This is a genomic window from Oceanisphaera sp., from assembly GCF_048268965.1.
Taxonomy (GTDB): domain Bacteria; phylum Pseudomonadota; class Gammaproteobacteria; order Enterobacterales; family Aeromonadaceae; genus Oceanimonas.
The window spans coordinates 1-24,705 of the sequence record NZ_JBLWUK010000015.1; the positions used below are offsets into that span (position 1 = coordinate 1).

Sequence of the window (24,705 nt, forward strand, 5' to 3'; positions counted from 1 at the left end):
GTGTCGGTGGAGGAGGCCCTTTATCCGACCTTTATAGAGCAAGAAAATAGATCTGCTATTTAATCTGTTTGGTATAAGTAGGGAGCCTGAAGGGACACATGATGTTTTCTAACGCTGCTAACTGCAGTTAGCGCCATCGTAACTACAGGTATTACTACAGGTAAAACCGCAGACAACAAAAAAGGGTTAGCGGCTGTTAACCTGCTAACCCTTGCTGTATATGGTGGCCCCTCCCAGACTCGAACTGGGGACCTAACGATTATGAGTCGTGTGCTCTAACCAACTGAGCTAAGGGGCCGAAAGTGGTGGTGATTATAAGTAAAGCCGTGGGGGCTGTCTAGTCGGGTGGGCTGATATCCGTTTGATTTTTAGACGGTTGGCATGGCTTGGTGAAATAAAAGAGGGGAGGCTGAAATTAAAAACACTTGGCAAAAGAAAAAGGGCGCTATTGCGCCCTTTTGTCATTGTGCAGTGTCCGGTGCGTAGAGCTTACTCGTCGAGGAAGCTGCGCAGCACTTCGGAACGGCTGGGGTGGCGTAGCTTGCGCAATGCCTTGGCTTCAATCTGACGAATACGCTCACGGGTAACGTCAAACTGTTTGCCGACTTCTTCCAGCGTGTGGTCGGTATTCATGTCGATACCAAAACGCATGCGCAGTACCTTGGCTTCACGAGCGGTCAGGCCCGACAACACGTCTTTGGTTGCGTTGCGCAGGCTTTCGCTGGTGGCCTGGTCCGCAGGCAACGACAAGGTCGTGTCCTCGATAAAATCACCCAGATGGGAGTCTTCATCATCACCGATGGGGGTTTCCATCGAGATTGGCTCCTTGGCAATTTTAAGGACCTTGCGGATCTTGTCTTCCGGCATGATCATGCGGTGTGCCAGCTCTTCTGGTGTCGGCTCGCGACCCATTTCCTGCAGCATTTGGCGCGAAACACGGTTGAGCTTGTTGATGGTCTCAATCATGTGCACCGGAATACGAATGGTGCGCGCCTGGTCGGCAATGGAGCGGGTAATGGCCTGACGGATCCACCAGGTAGCATAAGTTGAAAACTTGTAGCCTCGGCGATACTCAAACTTGTCTACCGCCTTCATCAAGCCGATGTTGCCTTCCTGGATCAAGTCGAGGAACTGCAAACCACGGTTGGTGTACTTTTTGGCGATGGAGATCACCAGACGCAAGTTGGCTTCAACCATCTCTTTCTTCGCACGGCGAGCCTTGGCTTCACCTATGCTCATGCGACGGTTGATATCTTTAATCTGCGAAATGGTCAGTCTGGTTTCTTCTTCTACCAGCTTGAGCTTGCCAATGGAGCGCAATACGTCTTCGGACACATCTTCCAGTCTGGCAGACCAGGTTTTGCCCGCGGCCAGCTGCTTGTTGAACCATTCTGGATCACTTTCGTTTTGCGCAAACGCCTGCACGAAGGTTTTCTTCGGCATTTTACACTGCTCGACGCACAGCTTCAGGATCAGACGTTCTTGAACGCGTACCCGGGTCATGGTGTCGCGCATGGCATTAACCAGGCGGTCAAACTGCTTGGGTATCAACCGGAATTCGCGGAAGATGTAAGCCAGCCCGGCTATCTCTGCGGCCGCTTCGGGTGAGGTACGGCCTTTGCTGTCAATGACAGCCCGCATGATGTCGTACTGCTCACGCAGGGCACCAAATTTTTCGCGTGCCAGCTCGGGATCGGGACCAGTATCAACTTCTTCCTCGTCCTCTTCGTCCTCATCTTCGTCTTCTTCTTCCAGCTCTTTATCGCTCAGCTCCGAGCCGATGTGCGTCGCGGTTGGCGCTGCAGGCTCGGTAGAGTCTGGGTCGAGGAAACCGGTGATGATGTCGCTCAGTTTGATATCGCCTGCTTCAAAGCGGTCAAACTGGTCAAGCAAAGTGGTAATGGTCTCGGGGTATTCAGACACCGAGCTTTGTACCTGGTTAATACCTTCTTCGATCCGCTTGGCGATGTCGATTTCGCCTTCGCGGGTCAGCAGTTCTACCGTGCCCATTTCGCGCATGTACATGCGCACGGGATCGGTGGTACGGCCAATCTCGGATTCAACAGAAGCCAGCGCTTGTGCTGCGGCTTCGGCTGCGTCTTCATCGGCCGAGGTTTCAGACATCATCAATTCATCGGCATCGGGGGCAGTTTCTACCACCTGAATACCCATGTCATTGATCATTTGAATAATATCTTCAATTTGATCAGAATCGACTATGTCTTGAGGAAGATGATCGTTAACGTCGGCATAAGTCAGGTACCCCTGTTCTTTACCTTTGGCAACGAGAAGTTTAAGCTGTGACTGTGGGGTTTGCTCCATAGAACTCGTCCGGTTAGATGTTGCAAGAGGGTGTAGGCAATTCGGCTCACTTTTATGTGGCGCACAATTAGCCGATTATAACAAAACTTAACCAACGCCGCTATGTTGTTGGTGTGCTTGCCAACACGCCCTGCCTTGATAGTCGGTGAGAGTGTTGCAGCTTTCTAGGGTTGAATATTACCCGCTGACCGGGCCTGTGTTACTTTATGGGGGCGGAGCTCCCAATTTTCAATGTTCAGTTATTACCTGCTTTGCTTTCGCTGAGCAATAGCATGAGTTCTTGTGTTTCTACCGCTGTTAGACCCCCGTGCCTGCTTTTTTGTTGCAGCACTTCTATGCGGCCCGCCAGATAATCGTTAATTAACACCACGAAAATATCCTGCAGCTCTTGCTCTATGTGCTCACCGGCGAATAAATCGTCCGCCATGGCCAACCGCGCGAGTGCCCGGCCAGTGTCATGGCCACGCCAATGTTCAAGCAGTTGGGCTGTGGTGATATCCGGCTGGCGTTGTACCAGGGCTAACAGGCTTTGCAATAAGTCCATTCCCGGGGTCGATAGTTCGGCCAGGTCCGGCATTGGCGGCAGTTTGGCAGCCGCAGCCGGATATTGTAGCACAAGGGCAATGGCTCGGCGAATAGGCGTCAGTTTTATCTTTTTGCCGGCCGGTCTGGTTGCCGGAGCTGATGCTTGTCCGCCCGGTTGCAAACGATGGAACAGCTCGCGAACCCGGCGCTCGTTTTCTCCCCAGTCCAGCTGGCGAGACAGCTGAGTGATCAGCCCCTCACGGGTAAACCCTTCCGGCACTCGAATAATGGCTTCCGCGGCCTTGTTGGCCAATTCATGCTGGCCGGCATCGCCACCCATGGCGTCTTGCGCCAGACGTTCAAATAAGAAGTCACCAAAATCCTGAGCCTGATCCAGCTGCTGGGCAAAGGCATCGGAGCCTAGCTTGCGCACCAGGGTATCCGGGTCTTCACCGTCGGGCAGGAACACAAATTTAAGGCTGCGTCCGTCTTGCAGCAGCGGCAAGGCATTCTCCAGCGCCCGCCATGCCGCTTCGCGGCCGGCCCGGTCGCCATCGTAACAGCAGATGACTTCTCTGGTGGTGCGAAACAGCAGCTGCAGATGCTCGGGGGTGGTGGCCGTGCCCAGGCTGGCGACGGCGTAGTCGATGCCATACTGCGCCAGCGCCACCACATCCATATAACCTTCGACGATTAAAATACGCTCCGGGTTACGATGTGCCTGGCGTACTTCATACAAACCATAAAGCTCGCGCCCCTTATGGAATACCGGTGTTTCCGGCGAGTTTAAATACTTGGGCGTACCATCGCCCAGCACTCGGCCACCAAAGCCGATCACGCGACCACGACGGTCATGAATAGGAAACATGATGCGATCGCGAAACCGGTCGTAAACACGGCCATTGTCGCTTTTAAGCAGCATGCCGCCTTCAATCAGCTGGTTTTCGGCCTCGGTGTTGGTCGCAAACTTGCGTTTTACGCCATCCCATTGCTCGGGTACGTAGCCGATATTAAAGCGCTTGACCACTTCACCGCTCAGGCCTCGGCCTTTCAGGTAGCCAATGGCGGCTTGCGACTGGCGTAGTTGGGCCTGATAAAAACGGCTGATGTCTTGTAGCTGGGCGTATAAATCCTGGCGTACGGCCTTGGCCGCTGCTTGTTGTTGTGGGGTCAGTGAAGAGCGGCTGTTCTCGCGTGGTACTGTCAACCCGTGCATGCCGGCGAGTTCGTCGATGGCATCCAGAAACTCCAGCCCGTCATATTCCATTAAAAAACCCAGCACAGTGCCGTGAGCACCACAGCCAAAGCAATGGTAGAACTGTTTTTCGTGACTTACGGTAAAGGAGGGGGATTTTTCGTTATGAAAGGGGCAGCAGGCCTGGTAGTTTTTGCCGGCTTTTTTCAGTTTTACCCGCTGATCGATAAGATCGACTATGTCGGTTCTGGCCAACAGGTCGTCAATAAAAGATTGGGGGATTCTGCCTGACATTATTCACCGGGAAAGCGAAGAAAAAAACAAAGCCGTGCATCGTAAAGAGGCACGGCCCGTTGGCAGGGAGCAGCGGAAGAGATTAAGCCAGTTTGGCTTTAATGCTTGCGCTGACCTTACCCATATCTGCACGTCCCTGGATTTGCGGCTTGAGCACCGCCATGACTTTGCCCATATCCTGCATGCCACTAGCGCCAGTGTCGGCGATGGCCTTTGCGAGCAAAGCGTCCAGTTCGTCTGCGGTAAGAGGTTGCGGCAGGAATTCCTGCAGCACCACGATTTCCTGGCGCTCACCATCGGCCAGCTCCTGACGTCCAGCCTGCTCAAATTGAGAGGCGGCATCTTTGCGCTGTTTTACCATTTTGGTAACGATGGCAATAATGGCGTTATCATCCAGGCTTTCGCGGCTGTCTATCTCTTTTTGTTTGATCTCTGCCAGCAGCATACGCAAGGTGCCGAGGCGCGCCTTGTTTTTGGCACGCATGGCAATCTTTTGTTGTTCAGACAGTTGGTCTTTTAAGGACACGAGATCAATACCAACTTAGTACAGACGAATACGGCGTGCGTTTTCGCGAGACAGCTTCTTGGCGTGACGCTTGACAGCGGCAGCCTTGGCGCGCTTGCGTTCAGTGGTCGGCTTCTCGTAGTGCTCGCGACGACGCACTTCAGACAGAATACCGGCCTTTTCGCAGGAACGCTTGAAACGACGTAGAGCTACGTCGAAGGGCTCGTTTTCACGTACTTTAATTACTGGCATGTGCCTCTCACCTCGGTTAACTGGTTTTTTAGTAAACCAGTTTGTCTAATAAAAATGGTGCGAAATTTTACTCTGAACCGGAACCTAAAGTAAAGTCCGGTGCGCGGTTCGCTGGTTAAAAAATCACTTACAGGGTAACATAAGTCCCACTTTTTCGACAGCCTTGAATGATAGACCGACATGCGTGTACTAGGAATAGAAACCTCCTGTGATGAAACCGGCATTGCCATATATGACGACAAGCTGGGCATTATGGCTCACCAGTTATACAGCCAGGTGGCGCTGCATGCGGACTATGGCGGTGTGGTGCCCGAGCTGGCCAGCCGGGATCATATTCGTAAAACCATCCCCCTGATTGAAGCCGCTCTGGCCGATGCCGGCTGCAGCAAAGACGATATTGACGGTGTCGCCTTTACTGCGGGCCCGGGATTAATGGGCGCGCTGCTGGTGGGGGCGACCATTGGCCGCAGCCTGGCCTTTGCCTGGAACAAGCCGGCCGTGGCCGTGCACCACATGGAAGGTCATTTACTGGCTCCCATGCTGGAAGAGCGGGCACCGGACTTTCCGTTTGTGGCCTTGCTGGTGTCCGGTGGTCACACCTTGTTGGTGCGAGTAGACGGTATCGGGCGCTATGAAATACTGGGCGAGTCGGTGGACGATGCCGCCGGCGAGGCGTTTGATAAAACGGCAAAGCTGATGGGGCTGGATTATCCCGGCGGCCCGCGTTTGGCAAAACTGGCCGAGCAGGGGCAGGCCAATCGCTTCAGGTTTCCCCGTCCCATGACGGACAGGCCCGGGCTGGACTTCAGTTTCTCCGGTCTGAAAACCGCCACCGCCACCACCATAGCCGCCGAAGGCGATGACGATCAGACCCGTGCCGATATTGCCCATGCGTTTCAGCAAGCGGTAGTGGATACCCTGGCCATCAAGTGCAAGCGGGCATTAAAGCAAACGGGCTTGAATCGTTTGGTGGTGGCGGGGGGCGTGAGTGCCAATGTCTCGCTGCGGGCCCAGTTGAGCGAGCTGATGGACAGCCTGCAGGGTGAGGTGTTTTATCCGCGCAATGAATATTGCACCGATAATGGCGCCATGATTGCCTTTGCCGGTTTGCAACGTTTGAAAGCCGGTGACCAGGAGCCACTGGCGGTACGAGCCCGGCCGCGCTGGCCGCTGGACGAACTAACGCCGGTTGATTAAGAGCCGTGAGGTGTGAGGCGTAATATGGCGAGGGGGACAAGCACCCCGAACCTGCAATATAGTGGTGTTTTACACCTCACGATTCACTTGTCAGGCGGTTTTTTTTCACCCTCTGAGCGTTTGAATCTGTCTAGAATCGGCTTTTCCTGTCGGTGATACAGGCGGCTGATGTTGCCATGATGGCGCAAGATAATCAGGCAGGAGAGCAGGGCAACCGACAGCGTATATTCCGGCTTGATGAAATAGACATACAGCGGGGCGACCAAGGCGGTAAGAAGGGACGCCAGCGAGGAATAGCCAAACAGGCCCAGGCACACCAGCCAGGTCAACAGCATCAGGCCGGTCATGTCCATGCCAAGGGGCAGCAGGGTGCCCAGCGCGGTTGCCACCGCCTTGCCACCGCGAAAATGAAAAAACAGCGGAAACATATGACCCAGGCAGGCTGCCATGCCGATAAAGGCCAGATATAAGGGGCTGATATCCAGATACCACCCCACATAAACCGGCAGTGTGCCTTTTAAAATATCGAGTAACAGCACCCAGACGGCGGCGCTGCGATTACCGGTACGCAGCACATTGGTGGCCCCGGGATTACCCGAGCCATGAGTGCGGGGATCGGGTAAACGGTAGAGCCGGGAGATCAGCACGGCGCTGGAGATGGACCCTCCAAGATAGGCGAGCATGATCATAAATAAGATGAGGGCCGTCATTCGCGGTTTATACCTCGGGGGCAATCCGTTATTATTGCGGGCTTAAAACCGAGCTATTGGTTGGCTAAAGCCTGGAATGCAGGGCCTGCCGCGCAAGCGTGGCTCGATTAGCAACGTATAGCCACAGCTTAACAGAAGATAGAGACTATGGATAAAGTGTTTGTGCAAGGCCTTGAGGTGCTTACCACCATAGGCGTTTATGAGTGGGAAAAGGGTATTAAGCAGAAGCTGCGTTTCGATCTGGAAATGGGCTACGACATTGCTCCTGCCGCCCTGGACGACGATATTAACAAGACGCTCGATTACGCCACTCTGTCAAAAAAGGTGACGCAGCACGCAGAGCAAAATCATGTGGAGCTGGTGGAAACCATGGCCGAGCAGATAGCACAGCTGATTCTGGCGGAATTTGCGGTGCAATCGGTAAAGGTGCGCCTTACCAAGCCCAATGCGGTAGCCAATGCGGCCGGGGTCGGGGTAGAAATAGAGCGCTTCGCTAATTAAGGTGTAAGCTCCCAAAGTTCTAACCGGATAGTTTTGTACCGTCATCAAAGTGACATTGCACTTTGCTAGCCTGTCTCTGTGACAGGCTAAAGGAAATACGTAATGGAAGTACACGCTATATTACTGGCCCTTATTCAGGGGCTTACCGAGTTTTTACCTATCTCCAGCTCGGCACACCTGATCTTGCCCTCGGTGTTGCTGGGGTGGCGCGATCAGGGGATGGCCTTCGACGTGGCCGTGCATCTGGGCAGCCTGTTGGCGGTGTTGTACTACTTCCGCAAGGAGGTCGTTACCCTGACTCTGGCCTGGTCCAGCTCTGTACGTGGCAAAGGGCATAATGCCGAGTCGCGGCTGGCCTGGAGCATAGTGCTGGCGACGATACCGGCCTGTGTGGTGGGGGCGTTGTTTGGCGGTGTGATTGCCGAGTACCTGCGTTCTGGCTGGGTGATAGCATCGGCTACTGTGATATTCGGCTTGTTGCTGTGGGGCGCAGACAAGATGGCGCAGCTGCACAAAGACGAATATCAGGCCGGCTGGCGGGGCGCCTTGCTGTTGGGGTGCGCCCAGGCTCTGGCCCTTATTCCGGGTACCTCGCGCAGCGGCATTACCCTGACCGCAGGGCTGATGCTGGGGATGACCCGAGCCGCCGCCGCCCGCTTTTCATTTTTGATGTCCATTCCCATCATCTTTCTGGCGGGTAGCCACCAGGCGACCGGTTTGATTGGCAGCGGAGCCCTGATGCCCTGGTCGATTATCGGCCTGGGTGTGGTGGTCTCTTTTGCCAGTGCCCTGGCCTGTATTCACCTTTTTCTCGTCCTGCTCAACCGTATCGGTGTCATGCCCTTTGTGTGGTATCGATTAGGGTTGGGGGCAGTATTATTCTGGGTGATGGCCGGGCAGCTTTAAGCGGCCAGCCAGAGTCTGAGCTGCTGCAGGCGGGCGTCAGCAATGGCCTCGCCGATGGCCGGGCCTTTCAACCCCTGCGCCACAAACGGCCCGGCGGTAATGGTTCTCAGCTCGCACAACCATTGCCACAGCAGTTCCCGCTGGGGGTAAGGACGTTGCTCGAAGCCGGCTCTGCCCTGCAAGTCAGCCTGGGCACACAAGAGCAACTGGGCGAAACGCTCGGGCTTTCGCCAGGCATCGGTCTGCTGAAACAACTCCAATATATCTTCGGCCTGCTCCGGCGTTGGGTTGACCAGCCGATGCAGGCAGATATGCCAGCGGCTCATGAGGATGGCCAGCTCCTTGTGTTCGGTGGGCACCTTGAATCGTGCGCACAGTGCCGCTATCGGTGCTACTCCCAGTTCGCCATGACCGTGATGGCCGGGCCACTGGTCCGAAGGGGTCAGCGCCTTGCCGAAATCATGGCAGAGGGCGGCAAAACGGCCGGGAAGCTCCGCACCCAGTTCGGCGGCACGTTTGAGCACCATCATGGTATGCAGGCCGGTATCGATTTCCGGATGCCACTGCTTCGGGCCGGGTACACCGAACAGCGCGTCCATTTCCGGAAACAGGGCCTTGAGCGCACCGCACTGACGCAACACCTCGAAAAACACCTGGGGGTTGTCGCAGGCCAACGCCTTTTCCGTTTCTTTCCATACCCGCTCCGGGGTGAGCGTGCTCAGCTCGCCACTGGCGGCCATGTTCTGCATCAGGGCCATGGTCTCGTCGGCCACACTAAAGCCCAGGTGGTGAAAGCGAGCGGCAAAACGGGCTACTCGTAACACACGCAGAGGGTCTTCGGCAAAGGCATCGGACACATGGCGCAAGGTGCGGGCGCTAATATCGGCCTGACCATGATAAGGGTCGAACAGGGTGCCATCTTCGCCCTGGGCGATGGCGTTAATGGTGAGATCCCGGCGACTCAAGTCTTCTTCCAGGGTCACCTCGGGGCCAAAGTCGCAGATAAAGCCGGTATAGCCGGTACCTGCCTTGCGCTCGGTGCGCGCCAGGGCGTATTCATCCTTGCTTTTGGGATGCAGGAACACCGGGAAGTCTTTGCCGACTTGCTGATAGCCCAGTTGCAGCAGCTGTTCGGGCTGGGCGCCCACCACCACGTAGTCGCGATCGTATACGGTTAAGCCCAAGAGCGAATCCCGTACTGCGCCTCCCACTAGATAAATGTCCAACGGTTATTCCTCAATCAAGATGGTACGCCTTCGGTGAGCGGACCAAAGAGGTCGTCAGGCGTAGTGAGAGCACTCAGACGCCGCATAGACTCTGGGTTGCTGCTGATAGGGCAAGTGTATCAAGTTGAGCCGATAGTGCCGAGCCTGTTCTACCGCCAGCAGGGTGGGCGCGCTCAAGGTGAGCAGGGTAGGATTGTGTGTGCGCACCATCTTCAAGATCAGCTCTATGCTGCAACGGCTGGTCACCAATATCATGCCACTTGGCGGGTTGGGTTGCCGGTGCCGCCAGCCCAGTAGTTTATCGAGGGCATTATGGCGGCCCACGTCTTCACTGGCATGTTGTATCTGACCCTGTTCATCGGCAAAAAAAGCGGCGTGCAGGGCGCCACAGTCTCGATTCAATTTTTGCCAGTCAGGCAGTTGAGCGCGCAGCCCCATCAGCGCCTCTGTGCCGGGCAGCGGACTGGCCGACAAAGGAGGCAGCTTGGGTAAGGCGGCTTGCAAAGACTCTATGCCACACAGGCCACAACCGGTACGGCCAGCCAGATTGCGCCTTTGCTCCTGCCAGGGCTGATGGCAGCGGTTGGCCAGGGTCACGCTGGCGATGATGGCATTTTGCTGACGAGTAAATTCGAGATCATGAATATCCCTGTGATGCCGGATAATGCCTTCCGTCAGCAGGAAGCCGATAATAAAGGCTTCCAGCTGATAGGGGCTGACCATCATCACCGCATGGTTCACACCATTGAGGGTAATGGCTAACGGGACTTCATTGGCCAGGGTATGCGTTGTGCCTTCCAGGGTGTTGACAGTCTGGCTGGGGGCCAGGTTATCGAAGATAGCATCGTCCATCATATTTTCCTGCGCCATAAGATGACTCGCAATGAGCTTTGGGACAAGGTGGGTGCAGTGTTATGGCGGAAAGTAGTAGGAGTCGAACCTACCTGGGAGCGTCTAACACCCCCAACCGGGTTTGAAGCCCAGCCGCACCACCGGATACGATTACTTTCCACAAACATTTACATTGCCAACATGCGGCTAGCTTGTAAACAGCATATTGTCGGAACGGATAAAATGTTTGTCCTGCAAGCGCCGACTATAGCCAATGCGTTGAAAGAACTCGAGTATTTGCAGGGTTCTTTTTCGTCCCAGCCCGAGCTCATCTCTAAGCTCGGCGGCTTTAACACCTTGATCCTGGGGATACTGGCGCAAGAGCTGGGCGAGTTGTTCAATATGCTGATGATGATAGAGCAAATCGGGTTGTACCTGATAGAGCTTGCCGTGTTGCACCAGTTTGCGGCCAAGTTGGCGAATGTCTTGCTCGGGAACCTCCAGCAGGGTCGCCATGTCTCGCACCCAGGGAGGATCATAGCGCCCCTGGTGGGACAAGCTCAGGATTTGCTCCGCCAGGTGCTGCTCTTGTTCACTGAAGCTGACGGTGTGCTGGGGGAGGTGATACCAGGCTCCCTTAACCCTAAGGCGTTGCTGTTGCACCAGGGTGTGTAATGCACTCTGCCACAGAGACAACGGCATGGAGGGATCCGTCATGCGGCGCAATCGGGCAGCCTCTATACCCGGCTCATCGGGATAGCGTTGGTGGGCCTGCTCCAGTGTGGTTTCAATCCGCTGCAGCAGGGGTTGCCACACCCCTTGATGAATCAGCACCGCCACTTGTTTGCTCGTGGCCGGCTTGAGCCACACGGATTCATCGGGCAGGGCAAGCTGTTCGACCTCTCCCTTGACCAGGCGCTGCAAGTCCGGGGAGGCGATGCCGTAAGGGGCCTGCTGCAGCAAGGGGGCCAGGTTCTGGCTGGTCAGGTAGTCGGCAATGGCCGCCAGCCAGGCCAGGCGAGCCGGGGAGCGACGTTTGCGGTCCGGGCCCTTGGCATCCAGCACGCGGCCGCCGCCTAGGGTGTGCCTGGCCTGGGCGTTGCGAATAATAAAGCGATCGCCGGGCATGGCACACAGGGGGCGCTCGAAGACCAGTTGCGCCAGGGTCTGCTGCCCCCCATGCACCGACTCCTGAACCAGCGGAACCAGATGCGCCATGACATGATCCGCCCCTATATGCACATGCAAAGGGGTCCAGGTGGTGAGCGGCTGAGGCAGATTGGCGAGCAGCTGCAGCTCGACATCCATGCGCATTGAGGGCGTAAAACAGCGCTCATCGGCCAGCCAGTCGCCGCGATTGACGGCCTCTTTGGCAATATTGGCGATATTGAAGGCGCAGCGCTGGCCGGCATGGGCGCGGGTGTCGGGTCTGTTTTGCGCATGAATGCTGCGTACCCGGATGGGGGTATTGGCGGGCATCAGGCGTAACCGGCTCTCGCCTTGCAGATCGAATGCTCCACCGTGTACCGTGCCGGTGACCACAGTGCCTTGCCCCTTCAGGGTAAAGGCGCGGTCTATGGCCAGGCGAAACAGGCCGGTACGGGTCGTGGCTTGTTGCCGGCGGGCCTCTTGTTGGTGGGCTATTTGTTGTAAATAGGAGCTTAGGTTTGCTATGCCTGCGCCCGACAAACTATCGATGATAAAATGCGGCGCCGTGGCCAAAAACGTATTGGCCAGCGCCTGACTCAGCTGCTGTTGTGTCCGGGCCAGTTGCTCTGGCTGGGCCTTGTCTTGCTTGGTGATCACCACGCACCCTTGTGACAGCCCCAGCAAGGATAAAATAGCAATATGCTCAATGGTTTGCGGCATGATGCCATCATCGGCCGCCACCACCAGCATGGCATAGTCGATGCCGGTGGCTCCCGCCACCATGGTATGGATGAGCCCTTCATGGCCGGGGACATCCACAAAGCCCAGGGTGATATCCTGATCCAGCTGCTGATAGGCATAGCCCAGACTAATGGTAATGCCTCTTTCCTGTTCGTCTTTTAACCGGTCGGTATGGATGCCGGTCAGCGCACGCACCAGGGCGGTTTTGCCGTGGTCAATATGACCTGCTGTACCAATAATCATAACCGGGTATGACTCCATCTTTCTTGTAGCATCTTTGCTTGCTGATCCGTCAGGCAGCGGCAGTCCAGGTAGAGGGTGTTTTTATGAATGCGACCCAGTATGGGTTGAGGCTGAGTGCGCAACCAACGCTCCAGGTGCATGATCTGGCGTCCCGCTTTTTCCGGGCCTTGATACTGGATGGCCAGCCCATAACTGGGCAGGGAGTCAATCGGCATGGCGCCGCTGCCAATCTGGCTGTGCATGGCCACACAGGTCACCTGATAGTCCTCACCCACGGCTTGCTGCAGGCTGGGTTGCAGCTGTTGTGCCTGCTGCTGTATCTCTGGCTGGGGACGGGTCAGTAGCCGCAGGGTGGTCAGGCGTTCGGGTAATAATTCGGGGCTGCGATATAACGCCAGCACCGACTCCAGTGCTGCCAGGGTTAATTTCCCCACCCGCAAGGCGCGCTTTAAGGGATGTTTTTTAATGGTCTCAATCAATGCCTTGCGACCGACAATAAAGCCCGCTTGCGGCCCGCCAAGCAGTTTATCGCCACTGAAGGTCACCAGATCCACCCCGACTTCCACCGTCTCTCTGACGGTGGGCTCGTGGGGCAGGCCCCATTGTGCCAAATCGACCAGGGTGCCACTGCCCAGATCCACGGTAACTGGTACCTGGTGCTGCTGGCCGATCTCGACCAGCTCGGCAAGGGTGGTTTCCTTGGTAAAGCCCACTACCGCATAGTTGCTGCAGTGTACCTTCATCAGCATGGCGGTACGCTCATTGATGGCACGCTCGTAGTCGGCATAATGAGTGCGGTTGGTGGTGCCTACTTCCACCAGGGTGCTGCCCGCGCTACTCATGATGTCGGGGATACGAAATGAGCCACCAATTTCCACCAGCTCGCCGCGAGAGACCACCACTTCTTTTTGTGCGGCCAGGGCGTTGAGCATCAGCAGTACGGCGGCGGCGTTGTTATTCACGACGGTGGCGGCTTCGGCGCCGGTCAATTCGCAGATCAGCGCTTCAACCAGGCTGTCTCTGTCACCGCGCTTGCCACTGGCCAGATCAAACTCGAGATTGGTGGCTTGAGTCAGTACCTGAGTAACGGCGGCCACGGCGCTGTCGGGTAATAATGCGCGACCCAGATTGGTATGCAGCACTGTGCCAGTAAGGTTGATGACGGTTTTCAGCTTGGGCTCGGTTAAGGCGGATAACCGCTGGACGAGCTGTTGGATAATGTGTGCGGGCACCACTTCGCTCTGGGGCAGTTGCTGCTGAACGGCCCGCGAGCGCAAGTTGGCCAGCAGCAAGCGCAATTGCCGGGTGACCAGCGTGCGCCCGTATTGATCGATGACCGGGATTAACTCGGCCTGATGCAGCAGCTTGTCCAGGGCCGGCAAGTCCGCAGGCCGGGCGAGCAGGTGCTGGGGAGGGAGGGATATCATGATGCCGGTTCCGCAATTTGCCACAAGTAAGGGTTGTTATTGGCGCGAAAAAACTGTGCTTCGCCCATCAGAATATCCAGGGGGAGGCTGGCCAGATCATCGGCAAAGGCCTCGGCGAACTGATCTTTATCGAGATACAGAATCTTGCGGTAATGCTGGCAATGATCACACGACTCCGCCTTGATGGCGGGGCTGCCCTCGTCCAGGGTGTGATAGGCAATCGTCTTGGTATCTTCGCAGTGGGTGCAGGTCACCCGCACAATATGCCATTGGGCCGCGCATAACGAACAGGTGGCGTAACGGATCTGCTCTTTCGGGCCGCCCAGCTGTACCGTGCTGGAAACCGGCTGGCTGCCACAGCAAGGGCACAGGCCAAAGGGCGTGCTGGCGGGGAGCTGCTTGCTATCTAGCCTGGCGGTTAACTGCGCCCAATAGACCTGTAAAGCCGCCATGATAAAAGGCGCGCGGGCGGGGTCTATGTCCTCCAGCTTTTGGGTGAGCAGGGCATCGGCCTGCTGCTCCACCAAACCGGGCGATGTCTTGGTGTCGGCGGTCAGCTGCGTCACCTTGTCGTGCACCGCAGCGGGTAAGTCCTCTTGCTGCAATAACTGCTCGAGAATGGCAGCCAGCATGGCACGCCAGGCGTCATCCCGAGGGTGGGTGCTGGCACTGAACAGGGGCATGCCATGGGCCTGAGCCTGGGCAAGCTCCAGTTCATTAATCGGGGGCAATGACCAGTCTTGCTCAAAGGCCTGATGCTGCGCCTCGGCCAGCAGGGCAATCAGCAACAGGTAATCCTGCACAGGATTGTCGGTGGCCAGGTCTCTCAGCCGTTGGGCCCGGGTGCTGAAGGTATCTGATTTGGGAAGAATGAGACGAGGAATGCTGGTGCGATCCAGGGTTTCTATTTCGCCACGGGTAAGAATTCGCTGCATGATCACTCCTTTGATAACAACGGTAACTGAATATAAAAGGCCGTCAAACGAACAACGTCATTTGACGGCAAGTTGCGGTATCGGCGATCAGAACCAACTGTCTGCTTACTTCAAGCCGCTTACTTCAGGCTGGAATCGCGCATCTTCTTGCGATACCACTTTCGGTGATGCTTCCAGGCCCATCCCGGTGAAACCGTACCCCGGGTCATGGCCCGTACCGAGCCCTTGACCCAAATGCCCGCGTATATATGCACTATAATGGCGCAAATAATGGCAAAGGCAAACAGGGCATGCAGCAGCGATGACAGGCGTATCAGGCCCACCGGAAAGCCGAAATAGGCTCGCCACATCACGATACCCGTCAACAGCAAACCAATCATCAGTACGATCAGTGACCAGAACAGCAGTTTCTGGCCGCCGTTGTACCTGTCTGCTTCGGGCACGCCTTCCTCTTGATGAGAGATCACCTTGGGCACCGCTTTTAACCAGGCCTTGTCGTCGTCGGTGATCTTGTTGTCTTTTCTAAGTTGCAGCGCAAAGCAGGCAAAGCTGACAAACATCACCACACCAATAAAGGGATGCAGGATGCGGGTCCAGGTACCGCCTCCCAACAGGTTGCTCAGCCAGAACAGGGCCGGATGAAATAACGCCAGGCCGGAAATGGCCAGTAGCACGAAGGTCAGCGCAATCAGCCAGTGATTAAGCCGCTGATTGGCCGTGTAGCGAACAATTTCCTTGTGGTCGTTAGCCATTTCTTTCCTCCTTGGCCGCCTGTTCGTCAGCCTCCGTCACCTCTGAGGGCCGATTGCGGATATAGTGCGCCGCCCCAACCAGCGCCGTCAGCACCATGGCCGCCACCCCAATGGGCTTGGCCGGCCCCTTCCACAGCGAGACAATGCCACTGATGGTGGGGGCCTTGGGCAAGTCACTGTATAGCTCGGGCTTGTCCGCGTGATGCAGAACATACATCACATGGGTGCCGCCTACGCCATCGGGATCGTACAGGCCCGCATTGTCGTAACCCCGGGATTGCAGATCGGCAATACGCTCGGCGGCGTGCTGCTTCATGTCATCCTTGGAGCCAAATACGATGGCACCTGTGGGGCAGGTTTTCACACAGGCCGGCTCCTGTCCGACCGATACCCGGTCGACACACAAGTTGCACTTGTAGGCTTTCTTATCCGTCTTGGAAATACGCGGCACATCAAAGGGGCACCCGGTGACACAGTAACCACAGCCGATGCAGTGCTCCTGGTTGAAGTCGACGATGCCGTTGGCATGCTGCACTATGGCACCGGGAGAAGGGCAGGCCTTTAAACAGCCCGGATCTTCACAGTGCATGCAGCCATCCTTGCGAATGAGCCACTCCAGATCGCCGTCATCTTTTTCGTGTTCGGCAAAGCGCATCAAAGTCCAGGTGTTTTCGGTCAAATCTGCCGGGTTGTCATAGACCCCCACGTTATGGCCGACCTCGTCACGCAGGTCGTTCCACTCCATGCAGGCCACCTGGCAGGCTTTGCAGCCGATACATTGCGAGGTATCGATGAGCTTGGCAACGCCCCCGCCTTGCACGGGGGACTGACGAACACTGGGTGAAGGAGTGGTGGTCGCCGAGCGACGTTTGATATCCATTGCTTCTGAAGCCATGATTTTCTCCTTACACCTTTTCGACGTTGACTAAAAAGGACTTGAACTCGGGTGTTTGCGAGTTGCCATCCCCCACCGAAGGGGTGAGCGTATTGGCCAAAAAGCCGGGTTGGGTTACACCCACAAAGCCCCAGTGAATGGGAATACCGATGTGGTGCACCCGCTTGCCGTCGATATCCAGACCACGGATCCGCTTGGTAACCACCGCCTTGGCTTTGATGTAACCACGGTTGGAAGACACCTTGACCATGTCTCCCTGGTCAATGCGCAGCTCTTTCGCCAGCTCGGCCCCAATTTCAACGAACTGTTCCGGCTGAATGATGCTGTTGAGCAGCACATGTTTGCTCCAGTAGTGGAAGTGCTCGGTCAGGCGATAGGTGGTGCCCACATAGGGGAACTGGTCCGCCTTGCCAAACTCGGCCTTGTCATCATCAAACAGACGGGCCGCCGGGTTGCTGGTCGCCTTGTCATTGTCTTTAAACAAGGGGTTATAACCCAGTGGCGTTTCGAAAGGCTCGTAGTGAGTGGGGAAGGGGCCTTCGGCCATGCCACCGCGGGCAAAAAAGCGCGCCACGCCCTCGGGGTTCATGATAAAGGGACCCATACCCTCACCCGGTGCCTCGTCTGCCTTATAGTCGGGCACATCGGCTCCGGTCCACTTGCTGCCATTCCAGTGAATGAGCGAGCGGCTGGGGTCGAACGGATTCCCCTGACTATCACATGAGGCGCGGTTATACATGACGCGGCGGTTGGCCGGCCATGCCCATGCCCAGTTCAGCGTCTGACCTATGCCGGTGGGGTCACTGCTGTCCCGACGCGCCATCATGTTGCCTTCCTGGGTCCAGGAGCCGGAATAAATCCAGCAACCCCCCAGGGTCGAGCCGTCGTCCCGCATTTCGCCAAAGCCGGCCAACTGCTCGCCGGCCTTGCGAATGACGTTACCCCTGTTATCGGTCAAATCCCTCAGGGCCCGGCCATTCAGTTCTTTGGCCAATTCCTCGGCCGTGGGGGCGTAAGGGTTGGCGTAAGGCCAGGACAGCTGAGTGATGGGCTCGGCAAAGGTGCCGCCTTCCTGCTCGTACAGTTGGCGAATATGCTGATACAGGGTGGCCATGATCTCGATATCGGTCTTGGCTTCTCCCGGTGGCTCGGCGGCTTTCCAGTGCCATTGCAACCAGCGTCCGGAGTTGACCAGGGTGCCGTCCTCTTCGGCAAAGCAGGAAGTCGGTAAGCGGAATACCTCGGTTTGAATGTCGGCTGAGTTGACGTCATTGGACTCGCCCGCGTTGCGCCAAAACTCGGAGGTTTCGGTCACCAGAGGGTCCATGATCACCATGAACTTAAGCTGGGACAGGGACTTGATCATCTTGGCCTTGTTGGGCGCCGCCGCCAAGGGGTTAAAGCCCTGACAGATATAGCCATTCATCTTGCCCTGGTTCATCAGCTCGTAAACCTGGAGCATGTCGTAGGGTTTATCCAGCTTGGGCAGGAAGTTGTACCCGAAGTTGTTTTCCTGACTGGCGTGCTCGCCCCACCAGGCCTTGCCCAGGCTGGCGTAGAACTTTTTGTAGTTCTGCCAGTAGCTCAGCTGGTTGTCTCGCAGCGGTTTGGGTGAACGTTTGGCAATGTACTGATCGAAGTCCTGCTCCGACTCATTGGGCAGGGTGAGGTAGCCCGGCAGCAGGTTGCTCATCAGGCCCAGATCCGTCAACCCCTGGATATTGGAGTGGCCGCGTAGCGCGTTCATGCCACCACCGGCAATCCCGATATTCCCCAGCAGCAGCTGCACCATGGCGCCGGTACGAATGATTTGCGAGCCAATGGAGTGCTGAGTCCAACCCAGAGCATAGAGTATGGTCCCGGCCCTGTCGGGCGTATGAGTGGAGGCCAGCAGTTCACACACCTGCAGGAATTTAGGAATGGGGGTGCCACAAACCCGCGCCACCATCTCGGGGGTATAACGGTCGTAATGTTTCTTCAACAGCTGATAAACACAGCGGGGGTGCTGCAGGCTGGGATCGGACGCGACCTTGCCCTGGGCATCCAGCTGGTAATCCCAGGAGGATTTATCATAGCTGCGACTTTCTTCGTCATAACCGGAGAAAATACCATCGTCGAAGGCGTAGTCTTCATGGACGATGAATGACAGATCGGTGTAGTTTTTTACGTACTCATGCTGGACCTTGTTGTTATCAATCAGGTACTTGATAACCCCGCCCAGGAAGACGATATCGGTACCGGTACGAATGGGCGCATACAGATCGGCGACCGAAGCGGAGCGGTTAAAGCGCGGATCCACCACGATCAACTTGGCGTTGTTATGTGCCTTGGCTTCCGTTACCCATTTAAAACCACAAGGATGCGCTTCGGCAGCGTTCCCTCCCATGATCAGCACGACGTCGGCATTTTTAATGTCGACCCAATGATTCGTCATAGCGCCACGGCCAAAAGTTGGGGCAAGACCTGCCACCGTAGGACCGTGTCAAACGCGTGCTTGGTTATCGAATGCCAATATGCCCAGGGGGCGTATTACCTTGTGGGTGATATAGCCCACTTCGTTACTGCTGGCCGATGCTGCCAGCATGCCGGTAGTCAGCCAGCGGTTAACGGTTTTGCCATCGTCTGTCTGCTGAATGAAGTTCGCGTCGCGATCATCCTTCATCAATTTGGCGATGCGGCTGTAGGCCTGCTCCCAGGAGATGCGTTGCCAGGTATCCGAACCCGGAGCACGATATTCAGGATAGGTCAGGCGGTTGGGGCTGTGAATGAAGTCCACCAATCCGGCCCCTTTCGGGCACAGGGTACCGCGGTTGACCGGGTGATCATGGTCCCCTTCAATGTGCATGACGCTGGGTCTGGCATTTTTTGCGCCGTCCCCCATGCTGTAGACCAGAATGCCGCAGGCAACAGAGCAGTAAGGGCAGGTACTGCGGGTTTCTTTCGCGCGCGACAGCTTGTATTGCCGGGCGGCTGCCACGGCCGGGGTGGGTGTCATACCCAGCATCGCCATGCTCGAACTGGCTAGCGTTGCCCCCGTTATCTTGAAAAAATCGCGCCGACTCAGGTTACTCATGGACACTCTCCTTGTAACACAAAGTTCCAGTGGTCGTTATGGTGCGATAGCTGACGACTATCGCACGTCATTAGCATTATATGGGTAACATGGATGGGCAAGATGAATCCCATCGAGCTACCCAGTCAGCCTAGACCAGTTCATTAGGCTCCGCCATGGGTCCACCATAGCAGGGCGTAAAAGGGTTTCAAGAGGCTCTGCCTACTTAGCCTTCACCCAACGACAACAGGGTGGCGTTGCCGCCAATGGCGGTGGTGTTGTTACTGATGGTTTTTTCGGTAATAAAGCGGGTGAGGTAGTGCGGCCCACCTGCTTTGGGGCCGGTGCCAGACAAGCCTTGTCCGCCAAAAGGCTGTACCCCCACCATGGCACCAATCTGGTCACGGTTGATGTAGATGTTACCCGCATTGACGCGTTGCGCTATCTCATCGGCAAACGAGGCATTACGGCTGTGAATACCCAGCGTCAGGCCGTAGCCGGTGTTGTTGATATCGTCTATCACCTTGCCGATATCTTTCGCCTTGAAGCGCACCACATGCAAGATGGGACCAAACTGCTCTTTTTTCAGCTCGCCGATGGCGCTTATCTCCAGCGCCGTGGGGGGTATATAGAAGCCCTTGTCACAGCCGTTGCTTAATGATGTTTGAGCAATAACGGTGTTGCCGGCGGCTTGCATGGCAGCCAGGTGGGCCATGAGTCCGGCCTGAGCATCCTTATCGATAACCGGGCCCACGTCGGTAGACCACAAGGCGGGATCGGCCACACTAAGTTCATTCATGGCGCCCTTGAGTATCTCCAGCACCCGCTCGGCGATGTCTTCCTGCAAATACAAAACCCGTAGCGCCGAGCAACGCTGGCCTGCACTTTGAAAGGCAGCGCGCACCACGTCCCGCACCACCTGCTCGGGCAGGGCGGTTGAGTCAACTATCATGGCATTTTGACCACCGGTTTCGGCAATCAGCGGAATAATGGCGCCCTGGCGTTGGGCAAGGGTTTGGTTGATGCGCATGGCGGTGTCGGTTGAGCCGGTAAAGCAGACGCCGGCAATGCGCGGATCGGCGGTCAGTGCCGCGCCAACCGTGGCGCCATCCCCCGGCAAGAGTTGCAATACTTCGGGCGGAATACCGGCCTGATGCGCCAGCGAAGTGGCAAGTTGCGCGATCAGGCTGGTCTGTTCGGCCGGTTTGGCCAGCACCGTATTACCGGTAACCAGGGCCGCGCTCACTTGCCCCAGAAAGATGGCCAGCGGGAAGTTCCAGGGGCTGATACAGACGAAGGGCCCCCGGCCTTGCGCCAGCAGCTGGTTATGCTCTCCGGTGTAGCCGGGCAGGGTACGGGGCGTCATCAGGCTGCGGGCCTCGTTGGCATAATAACGGCAAAAATCAACGGCTTCCCGCACCTCGTCTATGCCATCTTGCAGTAACTTGCCGGCTTCGCGGGTACACAAAGAGATAAACTCGGCTTGATGGGCCTCCAGCAAGTCGGCCAGTTTTTCCACTGCCTGTGCCCGTGCCTCTACCGGCGTATTGCGCCAGGCGACAAAGGCGTTCTGGGCGATGCCCACAGCCTGCTCAACGGTGGCCTGGTCGGCGAAGTAGACCTTACCAACGGTTTGCTCATGATCCTGCGGGCTGAATACCGTGGTGGGGGTGCCGCTGGTTCTGGCTTTGCCCCCTACCAGTGCACTGGCCTGCCAGTGCTTGTCGTTCAGTTTATGCAGCGCACTAAAAAAGGGGGTGCGAATGCCTTCTATGTTGATGTTCAGGCCACGAGAGTTCAGGCGATCGGCAAAGATGGCCAGCGGCAAGGGGATCCTGTCATTCGCCAGGCTGTCATATTCGGCCAGGGTCTCTCTGGGGTGAGTCACCAGGCTATCGATGGGGGTTTTCGGGTCCACCAGCTTATGCACAAACGAGGTGTTGGCGCCGTTTTCCAGCAGGCGACGCACCAGATAGGGCAAGAGGTCTTTATGGGCACCGACCGGGGCATAAATACGGCACGTTAGTCCCGGGTGTTCGGCCAGAACCGCGTTATACAGCTCTTCGCCCATGCCATGCAGACGTTGAAATTCGTAATCCCGATTGTTGGCCATGGCCATCACGGATACCACGGTATGAGCGTTGTGGGTGGCAAACTGCGGATAAATGGCGCCATCGGTGGCGTCACTCAGCAGGTAGCGGGCACAGGCCAGATAAGAGATATCGGTGCCGGCTTTGCGGGTAAACACCGGATAACCGTCGATGCCGCCTTGCTGGCAGAGCTTGATCTCGCTGTCCCAATACGCGCCTTTCACCAGTCGCAACGGAATTTCATCGCCTTGCTCTCGGGCGAGGGCCGTCAGCCAGCACAGTACCGGCAGAGCCCGTTTGGAGTAGGCCTGGATCACTATGCCCAGTCCTCCCCACCCCTGATTCACCGGATCCCGATACAGGGATTCGAACAAGTCGAGCGAGAGCTCGAGACGGTCCATCTCTTCGGCGTCTATGGTGACAAACACGTTTAACTTGCGTGCCAGCTCAAGCAGTTTGAGCACGGTGGCCTTCAGTTCGGTGAGTACGCGCTCGCGGTTGGCTTCTTCGTATCTGGGGTGGAGTGCCGACAGCTTGATCGAAATGGAAGGGCGAGGAACCGAGCTGTTCTCCAGTGATTCGCCCCCCACGGCGGCAATGGCGTTGGCGTAGTCCTGATAATATTTGTCGGCATCGGTGGCGGTCATGGCCGCTTCGCCCAGCATGTCGTAAGAGTGGGTATAACCTTGCTGGCGTGCCTTGCGGCTGGCTTTGAGTGCTTCCTTGATGTCGCGACCCAGCACAAACTGTTTGCCCATGATCTTCATGGCGGCATACATGCCCGAGCGCACCATGGGCTCGCCCATGCGGTTGATCATCCGGTTGAGCACATTGGCGGGGTTGCCATCCAGCTTCTTGTCCATGCGAATCACCTTGCCGGTGAGCATCAGGCCCCAGGTGGAGGCGTTGACCAGCGTCGAGTCACTTTGGCGGAAATATTTGGCCCAGTCGGCACCGGATAACCGGTCTTTAATCAGCTCATCGGCGGTGTGGCTGTCGGGAATGCGCAGCAGGGCCTCGGCCAGACACATTAAAATGATGCCTTCCTGGGTGTCCAGGCTGTATTGCTGCAAGAAGGCATCGATGCTATCACCGCCATCGCTTTCTTTACGCACCCGGGTCACCAGATTGTGAGCCTGTTCCTGAACCTGCGCCAGAGCCTGGCGGCTGGCAGGCACCTGCTCGAGCAAGGCGGCCAGATAGGTATTCTCGTCAACGATATAGTTCCGGGTGATGGCTTGACGCAGGGCCGGTAAATCGCTGGGGGCGTAACGGGGGGCAAAAGCATCGGCAACGGTAAACATAATGGCACTCCTAACATGGCGGTGGCGAGCGAGCTAAACAAAATCAACGCTTGATAATGTATACGATTTTAAGGCGGTTAATAGCTTTTCATTGGCTGGTAACCAAAAAATGCGATCTTAATAGCACATATATGCAGCATTACGGCTTTGGATGCCACCTTTCGTATACGATATGGGTGCGGCGAGCTGTTGTTAATATAGTAGAGTTCTGCTGGGGCGGCTGACTGGCTCACCCTGGCCGGGCGTGGCCTCGGCGCCGAGCGTGTGGTGAGGCTGTCTCTGAGTGGGAGAGGAGGCGACAGCTTTTTTGGGGGGGCGAGCGGAGTGCCGCTGGGTGTCGTAGAGCGGCTCTGTCCCCGACAACCGGCAAGGGCAAATGGTGGGCGCATTGTTTGCGTGGCGCGTACCGCCTATAATGCGCGCTCATTTTATCTGTGGTAAGCAAGCTCTGTGCACTATCAACGTCTTCCTAAAGGGCATTTTGCCTTATCTGTGGTTTATCTGATCACCGGCGCCTCCATTGCCGCCTCTATGGTCTTTTCTTTGCTGCTGTTTCTTTCTCTGGAGCAAGGCCTGCTGATGAAGCTGATGTTTGGCGGCCTGGCCCTGGTGTTTGAGGTGGGCAAGTTTTATATCTGGTACGAAATGGGCGAACGCGTCAGTCGACGCGACTCTATCGGGGCGGCCAAGGCATTGTGTTTTTACGCCGTGCTGGCCGGGTTATCCATCGCCGGCAGTGTGGGCGGTATTAATGCTGCGACCAATACCCTGATGGAAAGCGACGCCGCCAAGGCGGCCGAGGTGCAAAGCTATACCGACAAGATTGTTGGCCTGGAAAGAGAAATAGAAATCAACGAACAGGCGGCACAGGCTTACATCGATATGAAGCGCATCGCCAACGGCATGACGGCAATGCTGGCGCGCAATGCCGAGTTGCGCGCGCGCCAGGATGAGTTGCGCCGTGAACGGGATCAGGTGGCCATCACCAGCCAAAGTTCGCTGATGGGGCTGATGACCAGCCTGGCCGATGGCCTGGGCTGGCCGCTATCGCGGGTGCAGTTTGGAATAGTGGCGGCCTTGTCTATCTTGCTGGATTTCTTTGCGGCCTTCTTTATTGCCTTGCTGGGTGACGAAATTCGTTTTCGACGCAGCCAGAAGAAGCAAGCGCTGCCCGCTACGGCCGAGGCTGACAGCGAACAAGAAACAGCCGAGCCTTTGCTACCGGTTCGTCCCGATTACTATCATGAGGTGGTGAACAAGCTACGGACAGGCGAGCTGCGTTGTGCCAAGGGCGCGGTATCGCGCATGCTGGAAAAGCCGCTGGAAGAAGTGGAAGATATTTTTCACTGGCTGCTGCAAGACGGTGTCGTGTATCGCAAACCCAACCGGCACTTTGCCCTGAGCCAGAAAACCGACCAGTCTTAAAGGCAGCTATAAGCCTGCCTCTTAGTCACAACTATATTAGTGTGGCTTGTCAGGCAGAGGTCACTACTCCCCCGACTCGCCGTAAAGACGGTCCCTGTAGGCTCAGCAGGGACGGCATTTGCCGAGCGTCGCAGGGATGCGGCTTAGCGCGTTGGCGGAGGCAACCCTACTGTCTCTGTGCACTATTTACGTACTGACAAACTTGTGGCTAAGAGACAGGCCATAAGC

17 protein-coding genes, 2 tRNA genes and 1 pseudogene are annotated in these 24,705 nt (G+C 56.6%); 4 read left to right on the forward strand and 16 right to left on the reverse strand.

Annotated features, from left to right (window positions below):
- Window positions 1–221: 221 nt before the first annotated feature.
- From ACN0VL_RS08520 to rpsU, 5 genes and pseudogenes are all read right to left on the reverse strand, one after another.
- A tRNA-Ile gene (locus tag ACN0VL_RS08520) sits at window positions 222–298 on the reverse strand.
- Between the two features lie 191 nt (window positions 299–489).
- Window positions 490–2,328, reverse strand: a pseudogene (gene rpoD / locus ACN0VL_RS08525) (RNA polymerase sigma factor RpoD); the annotation flags it as partial.
- A gap of 229 nt (window positions 2,329–2,557) precedes the next feature.
- Complete coding sequence (gene dnaG, locus ACN0VL_RS08530) at window positions 2,558–4,336, reverse strand: DNA primase (RefSeq protein ID WP_417616406.1); 1,779 nt, start codon at window positions 4,334–4,336, stop codon at window positions 2,558–2,560.
- An 82-nt stretch (window positions 4,337–4,418) separates the two neighbouring features.
- Window positions 4,419–4,862, reverse strand: coding sequence for a GatB/YqeY domain-containing protein (locus ACN0VL_RS08535; RefSeq protein WP_417616408.1), 444 nt, complete (start codon window positions 4,860–4,862; stop codon window positions 4,419–4,421).
- A gap of 15 nt (window positions 4,863–4,877) precedes the next feature.
- Window positions 4,878–5,093, reverse strand: coding sequence for a 30S ribosomal protein S21 (gene rpsU / locus ACN0VL_RS08540; protein WP_417616410.1), 216 nt, complete (start codon window positions 5,091–5,093; stop codon window positions 4,878–4,880).
- 180 nt (window positions 5,094–5,273) lie between these two features.
- Between rpsU and tsaD the strand changes: the two genes are divergently transcribed.
- On the forward strand, window positions 5,274–6,290 hold the full coding sequence (gene tsaD / locus ACN0VL_RS08545) for a tRNA (adenosine(37)-N6)-threonylcarbamoyltransferase complex transferase subunit TsaD (RefSeq protein WP_417616412.1): 1,017 nt from the start codon (window positions 5,274–5,276) through the stop codon (window positions 6,288–6,290).
- Window positions 6,291–6,373: 83 nt separating this feature from the next.
- On the opposite strand, the gene plsY is transcribed toward tsaD, so the two are convergent.
- Window positions 6,374–7,000, reverse strand: coding sequence for a glycerol-3-phosphate 1-O-acyltransferase PlsY (gene plsY, locus ACN0VL_RS08550; protein ID WP_417616414.1), 627 nt, complete (start codon window positions 6,998–7,000; stop codon window positions 6,374–6,376).
- Between the two features lie 147 nt (window positions 7,001–7,147).
- Between plsY and folB the strand changes: the two genes are divergently transcribed.
- Both folB and ACN0VL_RS08560 read left to right on the forward strand, forming a co-directional pair.
- Window positions 7,148–7,501, forward strand: coding sequence for a dihydroneopterin aldolase (gene folB / locus ACN0VL_RS08555; RefSeq protein ID WP_417616416.1), 354 nt, complete (start codon window positions 7,148–7,150; stop codon window positions 7,499–7,501).
- Between the two features lie 102 nt (window positions 7,502–7,603).
- A complete protein-coding gene (locus ACN0VL_RS08560; RefSeq protein WP_417616418.1) occupies window positions 7,604–8,407 on the forward strand; it encodes an undecaprenyl-diphosphate phosphatase in 804 nt (267 codons plus the stop codon).
- On the opposite strand, the gene ACN0VL_RS08565 is transcribed toward ACN0VL_RS08560, so the two are convergent.
- The 10 genes from ACN0VL_RS08565 to putA form a co-directional block, all read right to left on the reverse strand.
- Window positions 8,404–9,633, reverse strand: a complete 1,230-nt coding sequence (locus tag ACN0VL_RS08565; protein ID WP_417616420.1) for a multifunctional CCA addition/repair protein — start codon at window positions 9,631–9,633, stop codon at window positions 8,404–8,406. The two genes, ACN0VL_RS08560 and ACN0VL_RS08565, sit on opposite strands and share 4 nt — an antisense overlap.
- Before the next feature lie 54 nt (window positions 9,634–9,687).
- The gene (gene fdhD, locus ACN0VL_RS08570; RefSeq protein WP_417616422.1) at window positions 9,688–10,503 is read right to left on the reverse strand and encodes a formate dehydrogenase accessory sulfurtransferase FdhD; all 816 of its coding nucleotides are present in this window, start codon (window positions 10,501–10,503) and stop codon (window positions 9,688–9,690) included.
- Window positions 10,504–10,548: 45 nt separating this feature from the next.
- A tRNA-Sec gene (locus ACN0VL_RS08575) sits at window positions 10,549–10,644 on the reverse strand.
- Window positions 10,645–10,671: 27 nt separating this feature from the next.
- Window positions 10,672–12,597, reverse strand: coding sequence for a selenocysteine-specific translation elongation factor (selB, locus tag ACN0VL_RS08580; protein WP_417616424.1), 1,926 nt, complete (start codon window positions 12,595–12,597; stop codon window positions 10,672–10,674).
- Entirely contained in the window at window positions 12,594–14,024 is a 1,431-nt protein-coding gene (gene selA, locus ACN0VL_RS08585; RefSeq protein WP_417616426.1) for an L-seryl-tRNA(Sec) selenium transferase, read from the reverse strand. Before selA ends, selB begins: the two co-directional genes overlap by 4 nt.
- Window positions 14,021–14,959, reverse strand: coding sequence for a formate dehydrogenase accessory protein FdhE (gene fdhE, locus ACN0VL_RS08590; protein ID WP_417616428.1), 939 nt, complete (start codon window positions 14,957–14,959; stop codon window positions 14,021–14,023). The genes selA and fdhE overlap by 4 nt, the downstream gene beginning before the upstream one ends.
- 119 nt (window positions 14,960–15,078) lie before the next feature.
- Entirely contained in the window at window positions 15,079–15,711 is a 633-nt protein-coding gene (locus ACN0VL_RS08595) for a formate dehydrogenase subunit gamma (RefSeq protein WP_417616430.1), read from the reverse strand.
- Window positions 15,704–16,606 (reverse strand): formate dehydrogenase subunit beta, encoded by a 903-nt coding sequence (gene fdxH, locus ACN0VL_RS08600; RefSeq protein ID WP_417616432.1) that lies wholly within the window; start codon window positions 16,604–16,606, stop codon window positions 15,704–15,706. The genes ACN0VL_RS08595 and fdxH overlap by 8 nt, the downstream gene beginning before the upstream one ends.
- Window positions 16,607–16,616: 10 nt before the next feature.
- Window positions 16,617–19,679, reverse strand: a complete 3,063-nt coding sequence (fdnG, locus tag ACN0VL_RS08605; RefSeq protein ID WP_417616434.1) for a formate dehydrogenase-N subunit alpha — start codon at window positions 19,677–19,679, stop codon at window positions 16,617–16,619.
- Window positions 19,680–19,884: 205 nt separating this feature from the next.
- Window positions 19,885–23,052: a bifunctional proline dehydrogenase/L-glutamate gamma-semialdehyde dehydrogenase PutA gene (gene putA / locus ACN0VL_RS08610; protein ID WP_417616436.1), complete on the reverse strand. Its 3,168-nt coding sequence runs from the start codon at window positions 23,050–23,052 to the stop codon at window positions 19,885–19,887.
- Between the two features lie 450 nt (window positions 23,053–23,502).
- Between putA and ACN0VL_RS08615 the strand changes: the two genes are divergently transcribed.
- Window positions 23,503–24,477: a hypothetical protein gene (locus ACN0VL_RS08615; RefSeq protein ID WP_417616438.1), complete on the forward strand. Its 975-nt coding sequence runs from the start codon at window positions 23,503–23,505 to the stop codon at window positions 24,475–24,477.
- Window positions 24,478–24,705: the final 228 nt, after the last annotated feature.